20 protein-coding genes, 1 tRNA gene and 1 pseudogene are annotated in these 20,631 nt (G+C 60.9%); 10 read left to right on the top strand and 12 right to left on the bottom strand.

Translation table 11 applies throughout. The features are described 5' to 3' along the window. Positions 1-15: 15 nt before the first annotated feature. The 5 genes from murI to hemA are packed head-to-tail and all read right to left on the bottom strand — an operon-like array spanning position 16 to position 4,736. The gene (gene murI / locus NJH59_RS11320) at positions 16-807 is read right to left on the bottom strand and encodes a glutamate racemase (RefSeq protein ID WP_043864474.1); all 792 of its coding nucleotides are present in this window, start codon (positions 805-807) and stop codon (positions 16-18) included. Further along, the gene (locus NJH59_RS11315; RefSeq protein ID WP_043864334.1) at positions 800-1,555 is read right to left on the bottom strand and encodes a molybdopterin-synthase adenylyltransferase MoeB; all 756 of its coding nucleotides are present in this window, start codon (positions 1,553-1,555) and stop codon (positions 800-802) included. The genes murI and NJH59_RS11315 overlap by 8 nt, the downstream gene beginning before the upstream one ends. Next, positions 1,549-2,379 carry a peptide chain release factor N(5)-glutamine methyltransferase gene (gene prmC / locus NJH59_RS11310; RefSeq protein ID WP_123752284.1) on the bottom strand — a complete coding sequence of 277 codons (831 nt, stop codon included), beginning with the start codon at positions 2,377-2,379 and terminating at the stop codon, positions 1,549-1,551. The genes NJH59_RS11315 and prmC overlap by 7 nt, the downstream gene beginning before the upstream one ends. Next, positions 2,380-3,462, bottom strand: a complete 1,083-nt coding sequence (prfA, locus tag NJH59_RS11305; protein WP_054916244.1) for a peptide chain release factor 1 — start codon at positions 3,460-3,462, stop codon at positions 2,380-2,382. It abuts the gene before it with no gap. Beyond that, a complete protein-coding gene (gene hemA / locus NJH59_RS11300; protein ID WP_043864331.1) occupies positions 3,459-4,736 on the bottom strand; it encodes a glutamyl-tRNA reductase in 1,278 nt (425 codons plus the stop codon). The genes prfA and hemA overlap by 4 nt, the downstream gene beginning before the upstream one ends. A gap of 177 nt (positions 4,737-4,913) precedes the next feature. Here hemA and NJH59_RS11295 point away from each other — a divergent pair, with 177 nt between their 5' ends. From NJH59_RS11295 to NJH59_RS11255, 9 genes are all read left to right on the top strand, one after another. After that, on the top strand, positions 4,914-6,644 hold the full coding sequence (locus NJH59_RS11295) for a tetratricopeptide repeat protein (RefSeq protein WP_054916245.1): 1,731 nt from the start codon (positions 4,914-4,916) through the stop codon (positions 6,642-6,644). A 4-nt stretch (positions 6,645-6,648) separates the two neighbouring features. Next, positions 6,649-7,266, top strand: a complete 618-nt coding sequence (gene lolB / locus NJH59_RS11290; protein WP_043864329.1) for a lipoprotein insertase outer membrane protein LolB — start codon at positions 6,649-6,651, stop codon at positions 7,264-7,266. Next, positions 7,266-8,114, top strand: a complete 849-nt coding sequence (gene ispE / locus NJH59_RS11285; RefSeq protein ID WP_043864328.1) for a 4-(cytidine 5'-diphospho)-2-C-methyl-D-erythritol kinase — start codon at positions 7,266-7,268, stop codon at positions 8,112-8,114. The genes lolB and ispE overlap by 1 nt, the downstream gene beginning before the upstream one ends. Positions 8,115-8,148: 34 nt before the next feature. After that, positions 8,149-8,223 (top strand) — tRNA-Gln (locus tag NJH59_RS11280). Between the two features lie 47 nt (positions 8,224-8,270). Next, on the top strand, positions 8,271-9,212 hold the full coding sequence (locus tag NJH59_RS11275) for a ribose-phosphate pyrophosphokinase (RefSeq protein ID WP_010225730.1): 942 nt from the start codon (positions 8,271-8,273) through the stop codon (positions 9,210-9,212). A 138-nt stretch (positions 9,213-9,350) separates the two neighbouring features. After that, positions 9,351-9,947, top strand: a complete 597-nt coding sequence (locus tag NJH59_RS11270; RefSeq protein ID WP_043864327.1) for a 50S ribosomal protein L25/general stress protein Ctc — start codon at positions 9,351-9,353, stop codon at positions 9,945-9,947. A gap of 75 nt (positions 9,948-10,022) precedes the next feature. Further along, the gene (gene pth / locus NJH59_RS11265) at positions 10,023-10,607 is read left to right on the top strand and encodes an aminoacyl-tRNA hydrolase (RefSeq protein WP_043864326.1); all 585 of its coding nucleotides are present in this window, start codon (positions 10,023-10,025) and stop codon (positions 10,605-10,607) included. Positions 10,608-10,628: 21 nt separating this feature from the next. Beyond that, positions 10,629-11,729: a redox-regulated ATPase YchF gene (gene ychF, locus NJH59_RS11260; protein ID WP_054916246.1), complete on the top strand. Its 1,101-nt coding sequence runs from the start codon at positions 10,629-10,631 to the stop codon at positions 11,727-11,729. A 188-nt stretch (positions 11,730-11,917) separates the two neighbouring features. Next, positions 11,918-13,171, top strand: coding sequence for a tyrosine-type recombinase/integrase (locus tag NJH59_RS11255; RefSeq protein WP_253086805.1), 1,254 nt, complete (start codon positions 11,918-11,920; stop codon positions 13,169-13,171). 434 nt (positions 13,172-13,605) lie between these two features. Here NJH59_RS11255 and NJH59_RS11250 read toward each other — a convergent pair. From NJH59_RS11250 to NJH59_RS11220, 7 genes and pseudogenes are all read right to left on the bottom strand, one after another. After that, positions 13,606-14,565 (bottom strand): annotated as a pseudogene (locus tag NJH59_RS11250) (IS5 family transposase). 138 nt (positions 14,566-14,703) lie between these two features. Beyond that, positions 14,704-14,991 (bottom strand): cyd operon YbgE family protein, encoded by a 288-nt coding sequence (locus NJH59_RS11245; RefSeq protein ID WP_070087343.1) that lies wholly within the window; start codon positions 14,989-14,991, stop codon positions 14,704-14,706. Next, positions 14,988-15,110 (bottom strand): cytochrome bd-I oxidase subunit CydX, encoded by a 123-nt coding sequence (gene cydX, locus NJH59_RS11240; RefSeq protein WP_014753615.1) that lies wholly within the window; start codon positions 15,108-15,110, stop codon positions 14,988-14,990. The genes NJH59_RS11245 and cydX overlap by 4 nt, the downstream gene beginning before the upstream one ends. A 22-nt stretch (positions 15,111-15,132) precedes the next feature. Further along, the gene (gene cydB / locus NJH59_RS11235) at positions 15,133-16,269 is read right to left on the bottom strand and encodes a cytochrome d ubiquinol oxidase subunit II (protein WP_070087344.1); all 1,137 of its coding nucleotides are present in this window, start codon (positions 16,267-16,269) and stop codon (positions 15,133-15,135) included. Beyond that, the gene (locus NJH59_RS11230; RefSeq protein ID WP_014753617.1) at positions 16,262-17,833 is read right to left on the bottom strand and encodes a cytochrome ubiquinol oxidase subunit I; all 1,572 of its coding nucleotides are present in this window, start codon (positions 17,831-17,833) and stop codon (positions 16,262-16,264) included. Before NJH59_RS11230 ends, cydB begins: the two co-directional genes overlap by 8 nt. Next, entirely contained in the window at positions 17,830-18,120 is a 291-nt protein-coding gene (gene cydP, locus NJH59_RS11225) for a cytochrome oxidase putative small subunit CydP (protein WP_070087345.1), read from the bottom strand. Before cydP ends, NJH59_RS11230 begins: the two co-directional genes overlap by 4 nt. Before the next feature lie 67 nt (positions 18,121-18,187). Further along, positions 18,188-19,513, bottom strand: a complete 1,326-nt coding sequence (locus tag NJH59_RS11220; RefSeq protein ID WP_253086804.1) for a sigma 54-interacting transcriptional regulator — start codon at positions 19,511-19,513, stop codon at positions 18,188-18,190. A gap of 235 nt (positions 19,514-19,748) precedes the next feature. On the opposite strand from NJH59_RS11220, the gene NJH59_RS11215 reads away from it, so the two are divergent. Next, positions 19,749-20,627 (top strand): MBL fold metallo-hydrolase, encoded by an 879-nt coding sequence (locus NJH59_RS11215; RefSeq protein WP_014753621.1) that lies wholly within the window; start codon positions 19,749-19,751, stop codon positions 20,625-20,627. The last annotated feature ends 4 nt before the right edge of the window (positions 20,628-20,631 follow it).

Here is a 20,631-nt window from a genome sequence, read left to right as displayed (position 1 = left end):
TTTTTCACAGTTTTTTTACAAGTCGAAGCTTCGCACACTGTCAGATTTATTCCACAACATCGGCAGAATCTTTACCAAATGTGCCGGACTGCCGCTGGTCCAGAACTGCGCAGGCTGCGCCGGGCCGTGGGCCAGCAGGTCCCGTTCACCCAGCAAACGCTGGAGTTGCCGGGCCACGGCAGCGCCGGTATCGATGATGGCCACGGCCGGCGGCACCATGTGCGCCAGCAGCGGTTTCAGGAAGGGGTAATGGGTGCAGCCCAGGATCAGGGTGTCGCAGCCGGCGGCCAGCAGCGGCTCGACATAGCCCTGCAGCAACTGGCGCAGTGCGGGGCTGTCCAGGTCGCCCGCCTCGATCAGTTCCACCAGCCCCGGACACGGCTGGGTAACTACACGAACGTCGCTGGCAAAGCGATCCAGCAACGCGGCGAACTTGGCGCTCTGCAGGGTGCCAGTGGTTGCCAGCACCCCTACCACGCCACTGCGGGTGGCCGCTGCCGCCGGCTTTACCGCCGGCTCCATGCCCACCAGCGGCCAGTGCGGGTAGCGCTCGCGCAGATCGGCCACCGCCGCCACGGTGGCGGTGTTGCAGGCCAGCACCATGGCCTTGGCGCCCTGTTGCTGAAAGAACTCGGCTACCAGGCGGCAGCGCTGGCGGATGAACTCGGGCGACTTCTCGCCATAGGGAATATGCCCGCAGTCCGCCACATACAGCAGCGACTCGTCGGGCAGCAGGCGGCTGATTTCCGCCAGCACCGACAGCCCGCCCACGCCCGAATCGAACACCCCGACCGGCGCTTCACGCATGGCCGGCGCCACACACGCTGCAGGCCGGGTCGCGCTTGACCCGCAGCTCGCGAAACCGCGTTCCCAGGGCATCGACGAGCAGCAGGCGACCCACCAGCGGCTCGCCAAACCCGGCCAGCAGCTTCAAGGCCTCCAGCGCCTGCAGGCTGCCCACCAGGCCTACCAGCGGGCCGAGCACACCGGCTTCGCTGCAGGTCAGCTCGGCTTCGCTGCCATGCCCGTACAGGCAGTGGTAGCAGGGGCTGAGCGGGTTGCGCGGATCGAACACCGACAGCTGGCCTTCCAGGCGAATGGCCGCACCGCTGACCAGCGGCTTGCCGGCCGCGACGCAGGCTGCGTTCACCGCCTCGCGGGTGGCAAAGTTGTCACAGCAGTCCAGTACCAGGTCGACCGCCCCCACCGCCTGGGCCAGGGAGTCTTCATCCAGGGCCTGGCGATGGGCAACCAGGGCGACCTGCGGGTTGATCGCCTGCAGCCGGGCCATGGCCGAATCGACCTTGCTCAGGCCCACGGCGGCCGTGTCGTGCATCACCTGGCGTTGCAGGTTGGTCAGGTCGACCGTGTCGAAGTCGGCCAGGTGCAGCTCGCCGACCCCGGCCGCCGCCAGGTACAGCGCCACCGGCGAACCCAGGCCGCCCAGGCCGACGATCAGTACCCGGCTGCCCTTGAGGCGCAACTGCCCGTCGATATCCACCTGGGCCAACAGGATCTGCCGGCTGTAGCGCAACAGCTCCTCGTCGTTCAGCATGCCAGGCGCCCGAGGCTGATGCGCTCATGGCCGCCAAGGTCGGTGCGGCTCTGGATCTGCTCGAACCCGTGTCGCGCCAGCAGTTCGCGCACCGCTGCAGCCTGGTCATAGCCATGTTCCAGCAGCAGCCAGCCGCCGGGCAGCAGGTGCTGCGGGGCCTGTGTGATGATCTGGCGCAGGTCGTCGAGCCCGTCGCTGCCGGCCACCAGCGCACTGCTGGGCTCGAAGCGCACGTCGCCGGCCGCCAGGTGCGGGTCCTGCTCGGCGATGTAGGGCGGATTGCTGACGATCAGCGCAAAGCGCTGCCCTGGCAGGGCGTCGAACCAGTGGCTGGCAAGCACCTTGGCGTTGTCCAGCTGCAAACGCTGGCGGTTGCGCTCGGCCAGGGCCACGGCTTCGGGCACCCGGTCGACGGCCGTCACCTGCCAGCCGCCGCGCTCGCTGGCCAGGGCCAGGGCAATGGCGCCGCTGCCGGTGCCCAGGTCGAGCACCTGCAATGGCGTTGCCGGCAGCAGCTCAAGGGCGACCTCCACCAGCAGCTCGGTGTCCGGCCGCGGGATCAGCGTGTGCGGGGCCACTTCCAGGTCAAGCTTCCAGAAGCCCTGCTGGCCGAGGATATAGGCCACCGGCTCGCCTTCGCTGCGTCGCTGCAGGTAGGTGGCGAAGGTTGCGGCCGCTTCGCTGCTGACGATGCGCTCGGGCCAGGTGTGCAGGTAGCTGCGCGATTTGCCGATGGCCGCAGCCAGCAGCAGCTCGATATCCAGGCGCGCGGTGGGCGAGTCGGGTAGCTGCGCCCCGCGCAGCAGGCTGGCAATGATGGTCATTTACTCACCCAGTGCGGCCAGTTGATCGGCCTGGTATTCGGACAGCAGCGGCTCGATGATCGCATCGACGCCGCCCGCCAGTACTTCATCCAGCGAGTACAGGGTCAGGTTGATGCGGTGATCGGTCACCCGGCCCTGTGGATAGTTGTAGGTACGGATACGCTCGGAGCGATCACCCGAGCCCACCAGCAGCTTGCGCTCGCTGGCGATCGCGTTCTGCGCGGCACTGGTCTGCATGTCGTTGAGCCTGGCCGACAGCCAGGACATCGCACGGGCGCGGTTCTTGTGCTGCGAGCGCTCTTCCTGGCATTCGACCACGATGCCGGTGGGCAAGTGGGTGATGCGGATGGCCGAGTCGGTCTTGTTCACGTGCTGGCCGCCCGCGCCGGAGGAGCGGTAGGTGTCCACCCGCAGGTCGGCCGGGTTGATCTCGATGGCCACCTGCTCGTCAGGCTCGGGCAGCACCGCCACGGTGCACGCGGAGGTGTGGATGCGGCCCTGGGACTCGGTTTCCGGCACCCGCTGCACGCGGTGTGCGCCAGACTCGAACTTGAGCTTGCCGTACACGCTGTCGCCCTCGACGCGGGCGATGATTTCCTTGTAGCCGCCGTGCTCGCCCTCGTTCTCGGAGAGGATTTCCAGGCGCCAGCCGCGACGCTCGGCATAACGCGAGTACATGCGGAACAGGTCGCCGGAGAAGATCGCCGCCTCGTCGCCACCCGTGCCGGCACGGATCTCGAGGAACACGTTGCGCCCGTCGTTGGGGTCCTTGGGCAGCAGCATGCGTTGCAGTTGCCCTTCGATAGCGGCCAGTTGCTCCTTGGCCTCGCGTACTTCCTCGACCGCCATTTCGCGCAGGTCCGGGTCGCTGTCCTTGAGCAAGGCCTGGGCACCCTCCAGGTCAGCCTGCACCTTGCGCCACTGCGCGTAGGTCTGTGCCACGGGCTCGACCTCGGCATATTCGCGCGAGTAGGCACGGAAGCGCGTCTGGTCCGAAATCACTTCGGCGTCACCCAGCAGGGCGGTCAATTCCTCGAAACGGTCCTGGAGCGTGTCCAGTTTATTCAGCAGCGACGCTTTCATTGCGGGGTTTTATCCGTGGAGCCCTCGTTGAGGGCAAAGAGTTCCTGGGCCATGGCCAGCGCATCGAGGCGGCCTTCGGCAGACAGCTTTTTCAGTTGCACGCTCGGCGCGTGCAGCAATTTGTTGGTCAGGCCGCGGGCCAGCTGCGCCAGCACCTCTTCGGCGTTGCTGCCGTTGGCCAGCAGGCGCTGGGCCTTTTGCAGCTCTTCGTCGCGCAGGCGCTCGCTCTGCTGGCGGTAGGCCTTGAGCACATCCACCGCAGCCAGCTCGCGCAGGCGCAGCATGAAGTCCTCGGCGCCCACGGTGACCAGCTCTTCGGCGGCCTGGGCGGCGCCCTGGCGGCTCTTGAGGTTTTCGGCCACCACATCGTGCAGGTCGTCGACGGTGTACAGGTACACGTCGTCCAGCTCGCCCACCTGCGCCTCGATGTCGCGGGGCACGGCGATGTCGACCATGAAGATCGGCTTGTGCCGACGCTGCTTGAGCGCACTCTCGACCGCGCCCTTGCCCAGGATCGGCAACTGGCTGGCGGTGGAACTGATCACGATATCGCTGTTGACCAGCTCCTGCGGGATGTCCGACAGCAGCACCGCATGGGCACCGAACTGCTCGGCCAGGGTGCTGGCGCGCTCCAGCGTGCGGTTGGCCACCACGATGCGGCGCACGCCCTGCTCGTGCAGGTGTCGCGCCACCAGCGTGATGGTTTCGCCGGCACCGATCAGCAGGGCCTGGCTGCGGCCCAGGTCGCTGAAGATCTGCTTGGCCAGGCTCACGGCGGCAAATGCCACCGACACCGGGTTTTCACCGATGGCGGTATCGGTACGCACCTGCTTGGCGGCGCTGAAGGTCGCCTGGAACAGGCGCCCCAGCAGCGGGCCGATGGTGCCGGCCTCGCGCGCCACGGCATAGGCCGATTTCATCTGGCCGAGGATCTGCGGCTCGCCCAGCACCAGCGAGTCGAGCCCGGAGGCCACCCGCATCATGTGCCGCACGGCGCCATCATCTTCATGGATATAGGCGCAGGCGCGCAGTTCATCCAGGCTCAGCTTGTGATAATCGGCCAGCCAGCGCAGTACGCTGTCCGCCGCCAGGTGATCCTGTTCGATGTACAGTTCGCTGCGATTGCAGGTCGAAAGGATCGCAGCTTCGCGGCTGGCGGTCAGTCGACACAGCTGCTGCAAGGCTTCGACCAGCTGCTCGGGCGTAAACGCCACGCGCTCGCGTACGTCTACCGAGGCAGTCTTATGGTTGATACCGAGGGCAAGAAAGGCCATTCAAGGTCGCTGATTGTGACGAGAAGCCGATAATTGTCCTACTTCGCCGGATAGAGAACAACCACCGCTCGTTATTGTCTCTTATAGTCTGTATCCAAAAGCCCCATCGACGATGGGTTTGCCATGATCCTTGTGTCATGATGATCCGACCGCAGGTAAGCCGCCCAAATCCTCCCTATGAATAGATCTTCCGCGTTATTCCTCGCCTTTGCCTTGCTCCAGGGTTGCCAGACGCTGACCCCGGGCGCCCGGGACGCCACGGCGCCTGCCGACGATGCGGCCACGGTCGCCGAGGCCAAGAAGCCCACGGTGTACGGCTCGTTCACCCAGGACACGGTGTACAGCCTGTTGACCGCCGAGCTCGCCGGGCAGCGCAACCGCTTCGATATCGCCCTGGACAACTACGTCACGCAGGCGATCAAGACCCAGGACGCGGGCATTTCCGAGCGGGCATTTCGCATTGCCGAGTACCTGGGCGCCGATCAGGCCGCCCTCGATACCGCACTGATATGGGCCAGGAACGACCCCGAGAACCTCGACGCACAACGCGCCGCCGCCATCCAGCTGGCGCGCAGCGGACGCTATGACGATTCGATGGTGTTCATGGAGAAGGTGCTGCAGGGTCAGGGCGACACGCATTTCGACTTTCTCGCGCTGTCGGCGGCCGAAACCGACCAGGACACCCGCGACGGCCTGCAGAAAAGTTTCGACCGCCTGCTGGTAAAGTACCCCGACAACAGCCAGCTGGTGTTCGGCAAAGCCCTGCTGCTGCAGCAGGACGGCAAGTCCGAGGCCGCCCTGGCGCTGCTCGAAGCCCACCCGCCGGCGGACGGTGAAATTGCCCCGATCCTGTTGCGTGCGCGCCTGCTGCAATCGCTCGACCGTGGGCCCGAAGCCCTGCCGCTGCTGCGCAAGGCCATCGCCCGCAACCCCGACGACAAGCGCCTGCGCCTGACCTACGCGCGCACCCTGGTGGAGCAGGACCGCATCGACGACGCCAAGGTCGAGTTCGCCAACCTGCTGCAGCAATACCCCGAAGACGACGAACTGCGCTATTCGCTGGCGCTGGTGAGCATCGAGGCCAAGGCGCTCGACGAAGCCACCAGCTACCTGCAGGAACTGATCGAGCGCGACAGCCACGTGGATGCGGCGCACCTGAACCTGGGGCGCATCTTCGAAGAGCGCAACGATTCCGAAGCGGCCCTGACCGAGTACGCCCTGGTCGGCCCTGGCAACGACTACCTGCCCGCGCAACTGCGCCAGGCCGACATCCTGATTGCCAACGGGCGCACCGACGAGGCCAGCCGGCGCCTTGCCGAAGCCCGCGAGGCGCAGCCGGACTACGCGATCCAGCTGTACCTGATCGAGGCCGAAACCCTTGGCAACAATGACAAGGACGCCCAGGCCATGCAGGTGTTGCAGGCAGCGATCCGGCAGTACCCGGACGACCTGAGCCTGCTGTACAGCCGTGCCATGCTCGCCGAGAAGCGCGACGACCTGGCCCAGATGGAAAGGGACCTGCGCAGCATCCTGCAACGCGAACCGGAAAACGCCATGGCGCTCAATGCGCTGGGCTACACCCTGGCCGACCGTACCACCCGCTATGCCGAAGCCAAGGGCCTGATCGAGAAAGCCCTGCAGATCAACCCCGAAGACCCGGCCGTGCTCGACAGCCTGGGCTGGGTCAACTACCGCATGGGCAACCTGGACGAGGCCGAGCGCCTGCTGCGCCAGGCCCTGGAGCGCTTCCCCGACCACGAGGTCGCGGCGCACCTGGGCGAAGTGCTGTGGGCCAACGGCAAGCGTCGTGAAGCCCGCCAGGTTTGGGCCAAGGCCTTCGAAGGCCAGCCCGACAGCCCTATTCTGCGCAAGACCGTCTTGCGCCTGACCGGATCCGAGACTCTATAAGCTTATGTTACTGCGCCATTTCATCACCTTCAGCCTGATCGCCGTGCTTGCCGGCTGCTCCAGCTTCGGCTCCCGCGAGGCCGTGCAGGGCCAGGGCAACGCGCAACTGTGGCGTGAACACAAACAGCAGTTGAGCACCCTCGACGGCTGGCAGATCAACGGCAAGGTGGGCATCCGCGCACCGAAAGACTCCGGCAGTGGCACCCTCTTCTGGCTGCAACGCCAGGACTACTACGACATTCGCCTGTCCGGCCCGCTGGGTCGCGGCGCCGCACGGCTTACCGGCCGTCCGGGCCAGGTGGTGCTGGAAGTGGCCAACCAGGGCCGTTTCGAGGCACAAAGCCCGGAAAGCCTGCTGGCCGAGCAACTGGGCTGGGAACTGCCGGTATCGCACCTGGTGTGGTGGGTACGCGGTCTGCCCGCCCCCGACAGCAAGAGCCAGCTGACCCTGGACGGCGACAGCCGCCTGGCCAGCCTCAAGCAAGACGGCTGGAGCGTCGAGTACCTGAGCTACACCGAACAGAACGGCTACTGGCTGCCCGAGCGCCTCAAGCTGCACGGTCAGGACCTCGACGTGACCGTGGTGGTCAAGGAATGGCAACCGCGCCAGCTGGGGCATTGATGATGAGCCGATTGACCCTGCCGGCCCCGGCCAAGCTCAACCTGATGCTGCACATTCTCGGCCGCCGCGACGACGGCTACCACGAGCTGCAGACGCTGTTCCAGTTTCTGGACCATGCCGACGAACTGAGTTTCGACCTGCGCGACGACGGCCAGGTCATCCTGCACAGCGACCTCAAGGATGTGCCCCACGAGAGCAACCTGATCGTGCGCGCGGCGCGCAAGCTGCAGCAACTGACCGGCTGCCCCCTGGGCGTGGACATCTACCTGAAGAAGGTACTGCCCATGGGCGGCGGCATCGGCGGTGGCAGTTCGGATGCCGCCACCACCCTGCTCGGTCTCAACCACCTCTGGCAGCTTGGCTGCAGCGAAGACCAGCTGGCCGAGCTGGGCCTGACACTGGGCGCCGACGTGCCGGTTTTCGTCCGCGGGCACGCGGCGTTTGCCGAAGGCGTGGGCGAGAAGCTCACCCCCGTCGACCCCGAGGAACCCTGGTACGTCGTGCTGGTACCGCAAGTATTTGTAAGTACAGCAGAAATTTTTTCGCATCCGTTGTTGACACGTAATTCACCGCCCATTAAGATGCGCCCCGTTCCCAAGGGAAACAGTCGTAATGACTGCCAACCGGTAGTAGAGCAGAGTTACCCGGAAGTACGTAACTCACTGAATTTACTAGGTAAATTCACGGATGCTAGGCTAACCGGAACTGGAAGTTGTGTGTTTGGGGCCTTCCCAAGCAAAGCTGAAGCTGATAAAGTTTTGGCCCTTCTTACAGAGACCCAAACAGGGTTTGTGGCTAAAGGAAGCAACATCTCAATGTTGCATCGCACGCTGCAAGGTCTGCTCTAGGAATCGAGTATCAGGTACTCGCAGCAACAGATACAGGGGCGTCGCCAAGCGGTAAGGCAGCAGGTTTTGATCCTGCCATGCGTTGGTTCGAATCCAGCCGCCCCTGCCATTTTCCTATACTCATCCAGGTATACCCTCAGCCTTCAGGTACTGCGCGTGTCCAAGATGATGGTCTTTACGGGGAACGCTAACCCCGATCTGGCTCGGCGTGTCGTACGTCAGCTGCATATCCCTCTCGGTGACGTCTCTGTCGGTAAGTTTTCCGACGGCGAAATCAGCACTGAGATCAATGAAAATGTTCGTGGTAAAGACGTTTTCATTATTCAGCCGACTTGCGCGCCAACCAACGATAACCTGATGGAACTGGTAGTGATGGCCGATGCCTTCCGCCGCTCCTCAGCGTCTCGAATCACTGCCGTGATTCCTTACTTCGGATATGCCCGCCAGGATCGCCGTCCGCGTTCGGCGCGTGTAGCTATCAGCGCCAAAGTGGTTGCCGACATGCTCACCGTCGTCGGGATCGACCGTGTTCTCACCGTCGACCTGCACGCTGACCAGATCCAGGGTTTCTTCGATATTCCGGTAGATAACATCTACGGCTCCCCCGTTCTGGTGGATGACATCGAAGACCAGCGTTTCGAGAACCTCATGATCGTGTCCCCGGACATCGGCGGCGTCGTGCGTGCACGTGCTGTTGCCAAGTCCCTGGGCGTCGATCTGGGTATCATCGACAAACGCCGCGAGAAGGCCAATCACTCCGAAGTGATGCACATCATCGGCGACGTCGAAGGACGTACGTGTATTCTCGTCGACGACATGGTCGACACCGCCGGCACCCTGTGCCACGCGGCCAAGGCCCTGAAAGAACACGGCGCGGCAAAGGTTTACGCCTACTGCACGCACCCTGTCCTGTCGGGTCGCGCGATCGAGAATATCGAAAACTCCGTGCTGGATGCACTGGTGGTGACCAACACCATCCCGCTGTCCGCTGCAGCACAAGCCTGTGACCGTATCCGTCAACTGGATATCGCACCGGTCGTGGCCGAAGCGGTTCGCCGCATCAGCAACGAAGAATCGATCAGCGCGATGTTCCGCTGAGGGCCTGGCCCTCGCGAGATCACGTTGACGTAAAGCGCCCCGCCCCAGCACTGGTTGTTGGGGCGGGGCTTTTTTGCCCTCCCCGGTTTGGCGCTGGTCGCAAACGCCGCCGGGGTCTGGCTATTTTGGAGAAACAACATGACTGATTTCACTCTGAACGCCCAAGCGCGTACCGACCTGGGGAAAGGTGCGAGCCGCCGCCTGCGTCGTCTCGCCGCCCAAATCCCTGCCGTTGTCTACGGTGGTGACAAAGAAGCGCAATCCCTGACCATCGTGGCCAAGGAAATCGCCAAGCTGTTCGAAAACGAAGCTGCCTTCAGCCACGTGATCGAACTGAACGTTGACGGCACCAAGCAGAACGTCATCGTCAAGGCCCTGCAGCGTCACCCAGCCAAGCAGTTCATCATGCACGCCGACTTCGTGCGCGTTGTTGCTGGCCAGAAACTGACCGCTATCGTTCCTGTGCACTTCGTCAACGAAGAAGCACCGGTCAAGAAAGGCGGCGAAATCTCCCACGTAGTGTCGGAGATCGAAGTTTCCTGCGAAGCCAAAGACCTGCCTGAGTTCATCGAAGTCGACCTGGCCAAGGCCGAAATCGGCACCATCATCCACCTGTCGGACCTCAAAGCTCCGAAAGGCGTAGAGTTCGTCGCTCTGGCCCACGGTGATGACAAGGCTGTTGCAAACGTTCACGCTCCGCGTGTTGCGCCTGAAGCAGAAGGCGCTGCCGAGTAATCCACTCGACACGCCGGCGTTGACCGGGTTGCAGCCCCGCGCTGCAACCCACAACTCCAAGGAAGAGCCCCTGACGTGACCGCCATCCAACTGATCGTCGGCCTGGGAAACCCCGGCCCCGAATACGAACAGACCCGGCATAACGCAGGGGCTCTTTTCGTGGAACGCATTGCCAGCGCCCAGCGCGTCAACCTGACCGCTGACCGCAAGTATTTCGGCCTGACGGCTAAATTCAGCCATCAGGGCCAGGACGTTCGTCTGCTGATCCCCACCACCTACATGAACCGCAGCGGCCAGGCCGTTGCTGCACTGGCGAACTTCTTCCGCATCCCGCCAGATGCCATCCTGGTGGCCCACGACGAACTCGACCTGCCCCCCGGCGTCGCCAAGCTCAAGAAAGGCGGCGGCCATGGCGGGCACAACGGCCTGCGCGACATCATCGCGCAGCTGGGCAACAACAAAGACTTTCACCGTCTGCGGCTTGGCATCGGCCACCCGGGTGACAGCACCAAGGTGTCCGGTTTTGTCCTTGGCAAGGCGCCCCGCGCCGAGCAGGAAAAACTCGATGCCAGTATCGATTTTGCCCTCGGCGTGCTGCCGGACATCCTCGCCGGCGATTGGACGCGTGCGATGAGAGAGCTGCACAGCCAAAAGGCCTGACTCCACGAAGAGGGATTCACCATGGGTTTCAATTGCGGCATCGTCGGCCTGCCCAACGTCGGCAAGTCCACCCTGTTCAACGCCTTGACCAAATCCGGCATCGCGGCAGAAAACTTCCCCTTCTGCACCATCGAGCCGAACAGCGGCATCGTGCCGATGCCCGACCCACGTCTGGATGCCCTGGCTGCGATCGTCAAGCCCAACCGCGTGCTGCCGACCACCATGGAGTTCGTCGACATCGCCGGCCTGGTGGCAGGTGCGTCCAAGGGTGAAGGCCTGGGCAACAAGTTCCTGGCCAACATCCGTGAAACCGATGCCATCGCCCACGTGGTCCGCTGCTTCGAAGACGAGAACGTGATTCACGTCTCCAACAGCGTCGACCCCAAGCGCGACATCGAGATCATCGACCTGGAACTGATCTTCGCCGACCTGGACAGCTGCGAGAAGCAACTGCAGAAGGTCGCGCGCAACGCCAAGGGCGGCGACAAGGATGCCCTGGCACAAAAGGCCATCCTCGAGAAGTTGATTGCGCACTTCACCGAAGGCAAGCCGGCGCGCAGCCTGATGAAGACCATGGCCGACGACGAGAAGGCGCTGGTACGCGGTTTCCACCTGCTGACCAGCAAGCCGGTGATGTACATCGCCAACGTTGCCGAAGACGGCTTCGAAGACAACCCGCACCTGGACGTGGTCAAGGCCATTGCCGAGGAAGAGGGCGCGATCGTGGTACCGGTCTGCAACAAGATCGAAGCCGAGATCGCCGAGCTGGAAGACGGTGAAGAGAAAGACATGTTCCTCGAAGCCCTGGGCCTCGAAGAGCCAGGCCTGAACCGAGTGATCCGTGCCGGTTACTCGCTGCTCAACCTGCAGACCTACTTCACGGCCGGCGTGCAGGAAGTGCGGGCCTGGACCGTTCGCGTGGGCGCCACCGCGCCTCAGGCGGCCGGCGTGATCCACACCGACTTCGAAAAGGGCTTCATCCGTGCCGAAGTGGTCGCCTACGACGACTTCATCCAGTACAACGGTGAAAGCGGCGCGAAGGAAGCCGGCAAATGGCGTCTGGAAGGCAAGGACTACATCGTCAAGGATGGCGACGTGATGCACTTCCGCTTCAACGTCTAAGCAGTAATCTGGATCCTCGTAGATCTCGGCGGACATCAAACCCCTTGAAGACAGCTGCTTCAAGGGGTTTTTTATTGTCCACGAGCGTCCATCAGGAACATTGAGATCCATACCTTTACCGGGTACGCTTCCGGGTACAGCAACCCCATACCCAGCCCAGAAACCGGGTACACGAGCAGGAGGCAGCCATGCCACTCACCGACACCCAGTGCCGTACCGCGAAGCCCAAGGAAAAGCCCTACAAACTCACGGATGGTAATGGGCTGTACCTGGAGGTAAAGCCCAATGGTGTTAAGGCCTGGCGCTATAGGTTTGAGCTGAGCGATGGCAACACCAGGAAGGAAAGCGTTTTCGCCATTGGGGACTATGTGATTGTCGCGAAGGCGGAAACCCCCGAGCAAGCACAGGAGCGGCGAAACGGACGTCGATTCACCCTATCAGAAGCTCGTGATGAACGCGTAAAAGCGCGTTCACTCGTCGTGCAAGGAATCAATCCTGCCCATCACCGGCAACTAGAGCGGGTCAAGCGTGATCACGAGAGAACCATTACCTTTGAAGCGGTTGCCAACGAATGGCTGGCATTGAAGGACTGGGAGGAAATCACCAAGTCAAGGCGACTCAACATGTTGGAGCGGGTCGTGTTCCCGAGAATCGGGGCTATGCCCATCAAAGCCATCACATCCGCCCACATCCTTGACGTGCTGAAAGGAGCCGCACAGGACAATGGGCCATCGGTCGCCGCTGAAGCCAAGAGAACCATGTCTGGCGTTTTCGAACTGGCAATCTCTACCTTACGCGCCAACAGTGATCCCGTTCACGCTGTTCGCCGGGCACTGCCCACAAACAAAACCCAGCACAAACGACCGCTTTCTAAAGAAGAGATTGGCCAGCTATTACGAGATGTGGATGCTCACGCTGGACGCCATGAAACCCTCTGCGCCTTCCGCCTGATGTGGTTGACGCTGTGCCGCCCAAATGAAGTGGTAGAGGCTCGATGGTCGGAGTTTGACCTGGGAAAGGCCATCTGGTGTATTCCTGCTGAGCGAATGAAAAAGCGGAAAGAACACACTGTTCCGCTCCCAGCCCAGGCAGTCAGAATGCTGCAGGCCCTTCACGGAATTACAGGAAAATACACACATGTTTTTCCGCATCGAGACATGCGGACTCAGCCCATGGTGGCCGCCTCGCTCCGTCAAATGCTCAAGACGTTAGGCTGGGGAGGCAAGTACAGCCCACACGCCACACGGACAACAGGGAGTACTAGGCTCAATGAAATGGGCTTTTCAGCAGACTGGATCGAAAGGCAACTGGCGCACACAGAACAGAACGCAGTCCGTCGTACCTACAACCACGCGGAATACTTGCATGACCGAACCAGGATGATGCAACAGTGGGCCGATATGCTGGACGCATGGGCAAAGGCGGAAAAGAACGTCAATTGACACCAGGTAGGAGACCTCGTTGAGTACGTCTCCGCCGCCTCCATCATGGCCAGGCCCTGAACCTTGCTCACAGGCAACTCGCTGGATTCAATCTGGTCGATGTTCCGGCACAGGGTTGCCACTGCACCCCGCCAGCCTCCGCGCTAGAGCTGAGGATCTTCATGCCAGCACCACTCACAGGTATGAGAAGATCCAGATCAGGCCCTCAATGATCGGCCAACCTGCTACAGCGCAGGTCGAGTAGTTCAGACGTGCCGATTATTAGGTTCAATTTCGGCCAACGCCAAGGGATGGTCTGAAATAGCCACGTGCTTCTGGCTGACTTCAGCCGACGCTGATTTTAAAAGCGGCAAATCGATCAAAAATGCTCAGATCACCCGCTCATGTCTGTGTTTTTAGCCACTGCGAGCACCTCGCTGCGGCTATTTCCCGCATTACAGACGCACCTCTCCTGCATTCGTCAGTAAATGTCGGCGTGCCATCCACAGATTCGACAGGGCGAACAGCGTCACCAGTTGCGCGGTGTTCTTCGCCAGGCCACGGAAGCGCGTCTTCACATAACCGAACTGGCGCTTGATCACCCGAAATGGATGCTCGACCTTGGCGCGCACCTGGGCTTTGGCCTTCTCGATTTTGCGCTTGGCTTTGTACAACGCGCTGCGCTTATCAAGCTTCTTATAGGTGCTGCGGCGTGCCGCCACCTGCCAGATAACCTTGCGGCCATCATGCTCCGGACGTTTCTCGACGCCGGTATAACCCGCATCGGCACCCACCATGTTTTCTTCACCGTGCAGCAGCTTGTCGACCTGGCTGATATCCGCCACATTGGCCGCCGTACCCACAACGCTGTGCACCAAGCCGGACTCGGCGTCCACACCGATGTGGGCCTTCATGCCGAAGTAATATTGTTGGCCTTTCTTGGTCTGGTGCATCTCTGGGTCGCGCTTACCCTCCTTGTTCTTGGTCGAACTCGGCGCATTGATCAGCGTGGCGTCGACGATGGTGCCTTGGCGCAGCGACAGACCCCGGTCACCCAGATAGCCATTGATCACAGCCAGAATGCCGGCAGCCAGTTCGTGTTTTTCCAGCAGTCGACGGAAGTTGAGTATGGTGGTTTCGTCGGGAATGCGTTCCTGGTTCAGTCCGTCAAACTGCCGCAGGATGGTGGTCTCGTACAGTGCTTCCTACGTCACCGGATCGCTGTAGCCGACCAGTTCTACATCAGGTGCACGAGCCTCGCCATATGCCGGACGACCACCTTCGCCCTTCGGGTAATGCGGCCCGATCAACGGAATCAAACCCTTCCACGGCACCACCTGAACCATCTCGATCAGAAACAACTCTTTGCGGGTCTGCTTACTCTTGCCGGCGTATTCGGCATGGGCGAAGGTCAGTTACTACATCGGAAAACTCGGCAGGTGGAGTCCAGGCATTTTGGCAAAATCGGGAAGTCTTCTTCAGGATTTCCCTAACTGGAAATAGGTAGTGCTACTGTCTTTATGTTGAGAACTCAAGAGTTCAGTCATCAGCCCTCAATTTGCAAACTTTACCCAGCAAGCCAGTGCCAGCGCAACACAGCAGGTCCAGCCCGAGAACAGCCAGCGCCAAACGCACGCTCGCGGCACGAAGCCCACGCCCCTGACAAAGGCCACACTCATCGCCACGAACATGGCCGTTGCCAGCCCGTGATCAGCTTTCCCGTCCGGGGCCGCCATCAGCGGCGGATAGAGCGTACACACGAGCATGATCGCGATCGCGATAAGCAGGCTCAGCGGGTGGAGGCGTGAGGACGCCGAGGCGTCGGCGACCCGCGTCATCATGGCTGTGCCTCGTCACGGTCACTCTGGGCACGACCGGCTTCGGTCTCGCCCCACATCGCATTCAATATGGCCAGCAGTAAGGCAAAACCGACTCCCAGCATCCAGGCGAAATACCACATGGTCCTTGCTCCTCTGAGGGCCTTAGTAGGCAGAATGTTCGTTGGCTTTGATCTGTGCCACGGTGACCTTGCCGCGCATGACGCGATAGGCCCACGAGGTGTAGATGACGATCAGCGGCATGAAAATCAACGTTGCCCAGAACATGATTGCCAGGCTTAGATGGCTGGACACGCTGTCCCACACGGTCAGGCTGGCCGCCGGCACGGTTGATGACGGCATGACGAACGGGAACATGGACACACCGGCGGTGCTGATCACCCCGACCACCGCCAGCGACGAGGCGACAAACGCGGCGAGTGTACGGCGCATCAGCAGCAAAAGCGTGGCACCGACGGCGCCGGCCATGCCCAGCGCGGGCAGCAGCCACAACGCTGGATAATGGTCATAGTTGGCCATCCAGGCCCCGGCGTCGCGTACCACGGTCTTGTTGAGAATGTCCGGCAGCCCGGCGATGTCCACTACCGAGGTAATGCGATAGCCTTCGATCGACTGCAACCACACGCCAGCAATGATGAATGTGCACAGCAGCACCAGCGCTGCGCCGACCCCGCCCTTGATGGCGCGGGCCTGGATAACGCCTTCAGTGCGGTGCGCCAGGTAGGTACTGCCTTGCAAGGTGATCATTGCACTGCTCACCACACCGGTCAGCAGTGCGAAGGGGTTCAGCAGTTGCCAGAAACTCCCGGTGTACGTCGATACCAGCATGTCATTGAAGTGGAACGGTACGCCTTGCAGCAGGTTGCCGAAGGCGATCCCGAACACCAGTGGCGGCACGGCCCCGCCGACGAACAGGCCCCAATCCCAGATGCTGCGCCATTTGGCATTGTGGATCTTGCTGCGATAGTCGAAGCCCACCGGGCGGAAGAACAAGGCCCACAGGACCAGAATCATCGCCCAGTAAAACCCGCTGAACGCGGTGGCATACACCACCGGCCACGCCGCGAACAGTGCGCCGCCGGCAGTGATGAACCACACTTGGTTGCCGTCCCAGTGCGGCCCTACGGTGTTGATCGCTACGCGTCGTTCCAGGTCCGAGCGGCCTACAAAGGGCAGCAAGGTGCCTACCCCCATGTCATGACCGTCCATGATGGCGAAGCCGATCAGCAGTACGCCGACCAGTGCCCACCAGATAATTTTCAGGGTGACGTAATCAAGCATGGTGGAGTTCCTTCAGGTTGGCATCGTGAGCATAACGGCCGGTTCTGAGGCTGCCGGGCCCTTGACGGGCGAACTTGACCATCAGGAACATTTCAACCACCAGCAGCACGGTGTAGAAAGCCACGAATCCAGCCAGCGAGCCATAGAGGTTATTGATGCTCAGGGTGGAGACGCTCATGTGGGTGGGCAGTACGCCATAGATGGTCCAGGGTTGACGGCCGTATTCAGCGACGAACCAGCCCAGCTCGCAGGCAATCCAGGGCGCAGGCAGCATGCAGAGTGCCCAGCGCAGCAGCCAGCGGCGGCGTGTACAGGCCGATTGCAAGGTGCTCCAGAAGGCCACCCCGAACAGCAGGAGCATGGCAAAACCAAGGGCGACCATGATCCGGAATCCCCAGAACATCGGCGTCACGCGCGGTACGGTATCGTTCACTGCCTTGTCGATAATCGCCGGTGTGGCCTGGTTGACATCCTCGACGTACTTTTTCAGCAGCAGGCCAAAGCCCAGGTCCGTCTTGTAGGCTTCGAAGGTGTCGAACGCCGCCTTGTCGGTGCGATCGGCCCGCAGGGCTTCAAGCGCATTGACGGCAGTAATGCCACGCAGAATGCGCTCGCGGTTTTTCTCTTTGATGTCATGAATGCCCGGGATCTGCTTGCTGACCGAGCGCGTGCCGATCAAGCCCATTACCCATGGCACGTCGACTTCCCAGTTATTTCTGGACTCGGCTTCATTTATGCTGGCCAGCAAGGTTAAGCCTGCCGGTGCGGGTTTGGTTTCCCACATGGCTTCCATGGCCGCCAGCTTGGTTTGCTGCGCCTCACCCACCGTGTACCCCGACTCATCCCCAAGCACGATGACGCTGAGCACCGAGGCCAGGCCGAAAGCCGCCGCCACCCGAAAACTGCGCTTGGCGAACTCGACATCACGACGCTTGAGCAGGTACCAGCTGGAAATTGACAACACGAACATCGAACCGGTGACATAACCGGCGGACACCGTGTGCACAAACTTGGCCTGGGCCACCGGGTTGAACACCACTGCCCAGAAATCGACCATCTCCATGCGCATGGTGATGTAACTGAACTCTGAACCCACCGGGTTCTGCATCCAGCCATTGGCGATCAGAATCCACAGTGCCGACAGGTTGGTACCGATGGCCATCAGCAGCGTGACAAGCAAGTGGTGCTCTTTCTTCAGGCGATCCCAGCCAAAGAAGAACAGACCGATCATGGTCGACTCAAGGAAGAACGCCATCAGGCCTTCAATGGCCAGCGGCGCACCGAAGATATCGCCCACGTAGTGCGAGTAATACGCCCAGTTGGTACCGAACTGAAATTCCAGGGTGATACCGGTTGTCACCCCCAGGGCGAAGTTGATGCCGAACAGCTTGCCCCAAAAACGCGTCATGTCTTTCCAAATGACGTTGCCGGTCATCACATAGACGCTTTCCATGATGACCAACAGCCACACCATGCCAACCGTGAGCGGTACGAAAAGAAAGTGGTAAAGCGCAGTGGCTGCGAATTGCAGCCGAGACAAATCTACCAGGTGTTCTGAAATCACTTGCTTGCCCCTTGAGTCAAGGTGGGTACTCCGAAACGGTTGCCGATAATGTTCGGGTCGACACTGACGTGCGAATCCCGGATGAACAGCCACCACAGCACTGTCAGCACCAGTAGTTTGATCACTACTGCCGTGAGCAGATGGCGTCGAAGTCGTTTGTCGAAAATGGTCATGACTTGCCAATATGCACACGGCATGCCAAGGGGTTGTTTTACTTTTTTATCTTTTAAAAACAGTGGCTTAGCGGTGATTTCTGGCAGGTGCGGCAGGCCTTGCCGGGTGAGCACGCTGCCAACCTGCCAGGGTGGCAGCGATTGGCAGTCATTGGCAGTCGTGGGGCGTGAGGGCGATTGATCAGGCCAAACCTTGCTCTTTCAGTCGTCTGTACAACGTGCGTTCGCTAACACCCATGTGCCTGGCCAGTTCACTGCGGGTACCTTTGAAGGTGGCCAGTATCTGCGCCAGCGAGCTGCCGTCGAAAGGCGTTGAGGCGGGGGGCTGAGGCGATATCGCCACCGATGCCTGGGGCAAATGTGTGGAGCGGATCACTCCATCGTCAGCGAACAGACTGGCTCTTTCCAGCACATTGCGTAATTCGCGGATATTGCCGGGCCAGGAGTGCCGCTGTAGTTGTGTCAGAGCCTCCGCCTCTATTGTCAGCCGGCGCTTGCCGGTACTGGCACGTTGTAGAAATGAATTCGCAAGCAAACCAATGTCTTCAACCCGGTTGCGCAAGGGGGGCAACTGAATGGGAAAGGCGCTGATGCGGTAGTACAGGTCCTGCCTGAATTCTCCGTTCTCCATCATCTTTTCAAGGGGTTTGTGGGTCGCGGCAATTAACCTGAAGTTGGCGTGAAGGGTCTCGACACTGCCGACACGGCGATAGGTGCCCGATTCGATCAGGCGCAGCAGTTTCACCTGCATGGCGAGTGGAACGTCACCAATCTCATCGAGAAACAAGGTGCCGCCCTGGGCCGTTTCAACCAGTCCGGGCTTGCGCGTGGTGGCCCCGGTGAATGCCCCTTTTTCATGGCCGAATAGTTCGCTCTCAAACAGCGTTTCGGGCAATCCCGAGCAATCGACGACGACGAAGGGCCCCGTGGCTCGATCGCTGTTTTCATGTACGGCGCGGGCGAACAGCTCTTTGCCCGTACCGGACTCGCCCAGTAGCAGTACCGGCAGCATGGATGGGGCCACCCGCTGCAGTTCCGACAGGGCAAGGTTAAAGGCCGGCGAGCGGCCAACCAGGCCTTCGTTGCTGGGGCGCGCTGAGGCGCTGCGAACCTGCGTGAGACGCTCCACATAGGCAGTGATAACACCTTGGTCGTCCAGAATCGGGCGTAGTTCGACGTCGACGTGCTCCGGGCCGCGAGGCGTGTGGTGAATGTGCAGGACACGATCCGGTCCGCGCATTTCCTGCGCTTTTTTCATCGGGCAGTTCTCGCCCGCCTGATCACAAGGAACGTCGTAGTGGTGTGAGATTTGATAGCACTTATGGCCGATAAAGGGCTTGTCAGCGCTGCCAAACTGCCGCTGATAGGCCGTGTTGGCAGCCAGGATGTTGTAGTTCGGATCAAGCACGATCATCGGCTGTGGTTCGTGCTCAAGGAACGAAACCAATGATTGCACTTGATCCGAGTGCGGGAGTAGGTGGGTCGGGGTGGGCAAGTAAGTCTTCATCGTGGCTCCTGACAGTCCATTCATCCTGTTCTGGCACTGCCACCTCTGTCAACAGGCACTGCCAATGGCAGTGAATCCAGGTGAATACAGAAAAAACAAACCCGTACTGAAAAATAAAATCAATAAAATCAAGTAGATATGACAATATCTTGGCTCCGTTTGAGTCTGGCAGGCTTATTGCTATGTCAGTCCTCAGTGTGAGCGGCTTGGTAAAAGCCCCTAAGGAGACAGGCCAATGAGTGTAAAACTTCACGTCGAAGGATTCTTCGATCCTGCTACCAATACCGTCAGTTATCTTGTGTTGGATGAGGCGACCCGCCACTGCGCGTTGATCGATAGCGTACTGGACTACGACCCTAAGTCCGGCCATACCGGCACAACCTCTGCCGACAAATTGATTGCAAGGGTGAAAGAACTCAGTGCGAGAGTCGACTGGATTCTCGAGACTCACGTCCACGCAGACCACCTGACGGCAGCACCATACCTGAAGGAGAAACTTGGCGGGAAAATAGGGATCGGCAGCCAGATTTCGACGGTGCAGGAGGTGTTCGGCACGCTGTTCAATACCGCTGGCGAGATGCCCCGTGACGGAAGTCAGTTCGATCACCTGTTCGTCAATGACGAACCGTTCACCATCGGCACGCTGCAATGCCAGGCTCTCCATACACCCGGCCATACGCCGGCCTGTATGACTTATGTGATCAGCGACGGCACCGAAACGGCCGCATTTGTTGGCGATACCTTGTTTATGCCCGACTACGGTACTGCACGCTGTGACTTTCCCGGTGGAAACGCGCGCACGCTGTTCCAGTCAATCAACAAGGTGCTGAGCCTGCCGGCCAATACGTTGCTCTATATGTGCCACGACTATCAGCCAGGGGGCCGCGAGGTGCAATTCGTCAGCACCGTTGCAGACCAACGCGCGCACAACGTTCATGTGCGTAACGGGATCAGTGAGGAGGAGTTTGTGGCGATGCGCACTAAGCGAGATGCCTCGATGGACATGCCTACTCTGATCCTGCCATCGGTTCAGGTAAACATGCGAGCCGGGCACTTTCCTGAGCCCGAATCGAACGGGACGCGTTACCTGAAAATCCCGCTCAACGTCGCCTGACGTT

This window comes from Pseudomonas sp. VE 267-6A, assembly GCF_024126555.1.
Lineage (GTDB): Bacteria > Pseudomonadota > Gammaproteobacteria > Pseudomonadales > Pseudomonadaceae > Aquipseudomonas > Aquipseudomonas palmensis.
Note: the sequence above shows the minus strand (reverse complement) of the source record. Positions and strands in the feature narration are given on the sequence as shown.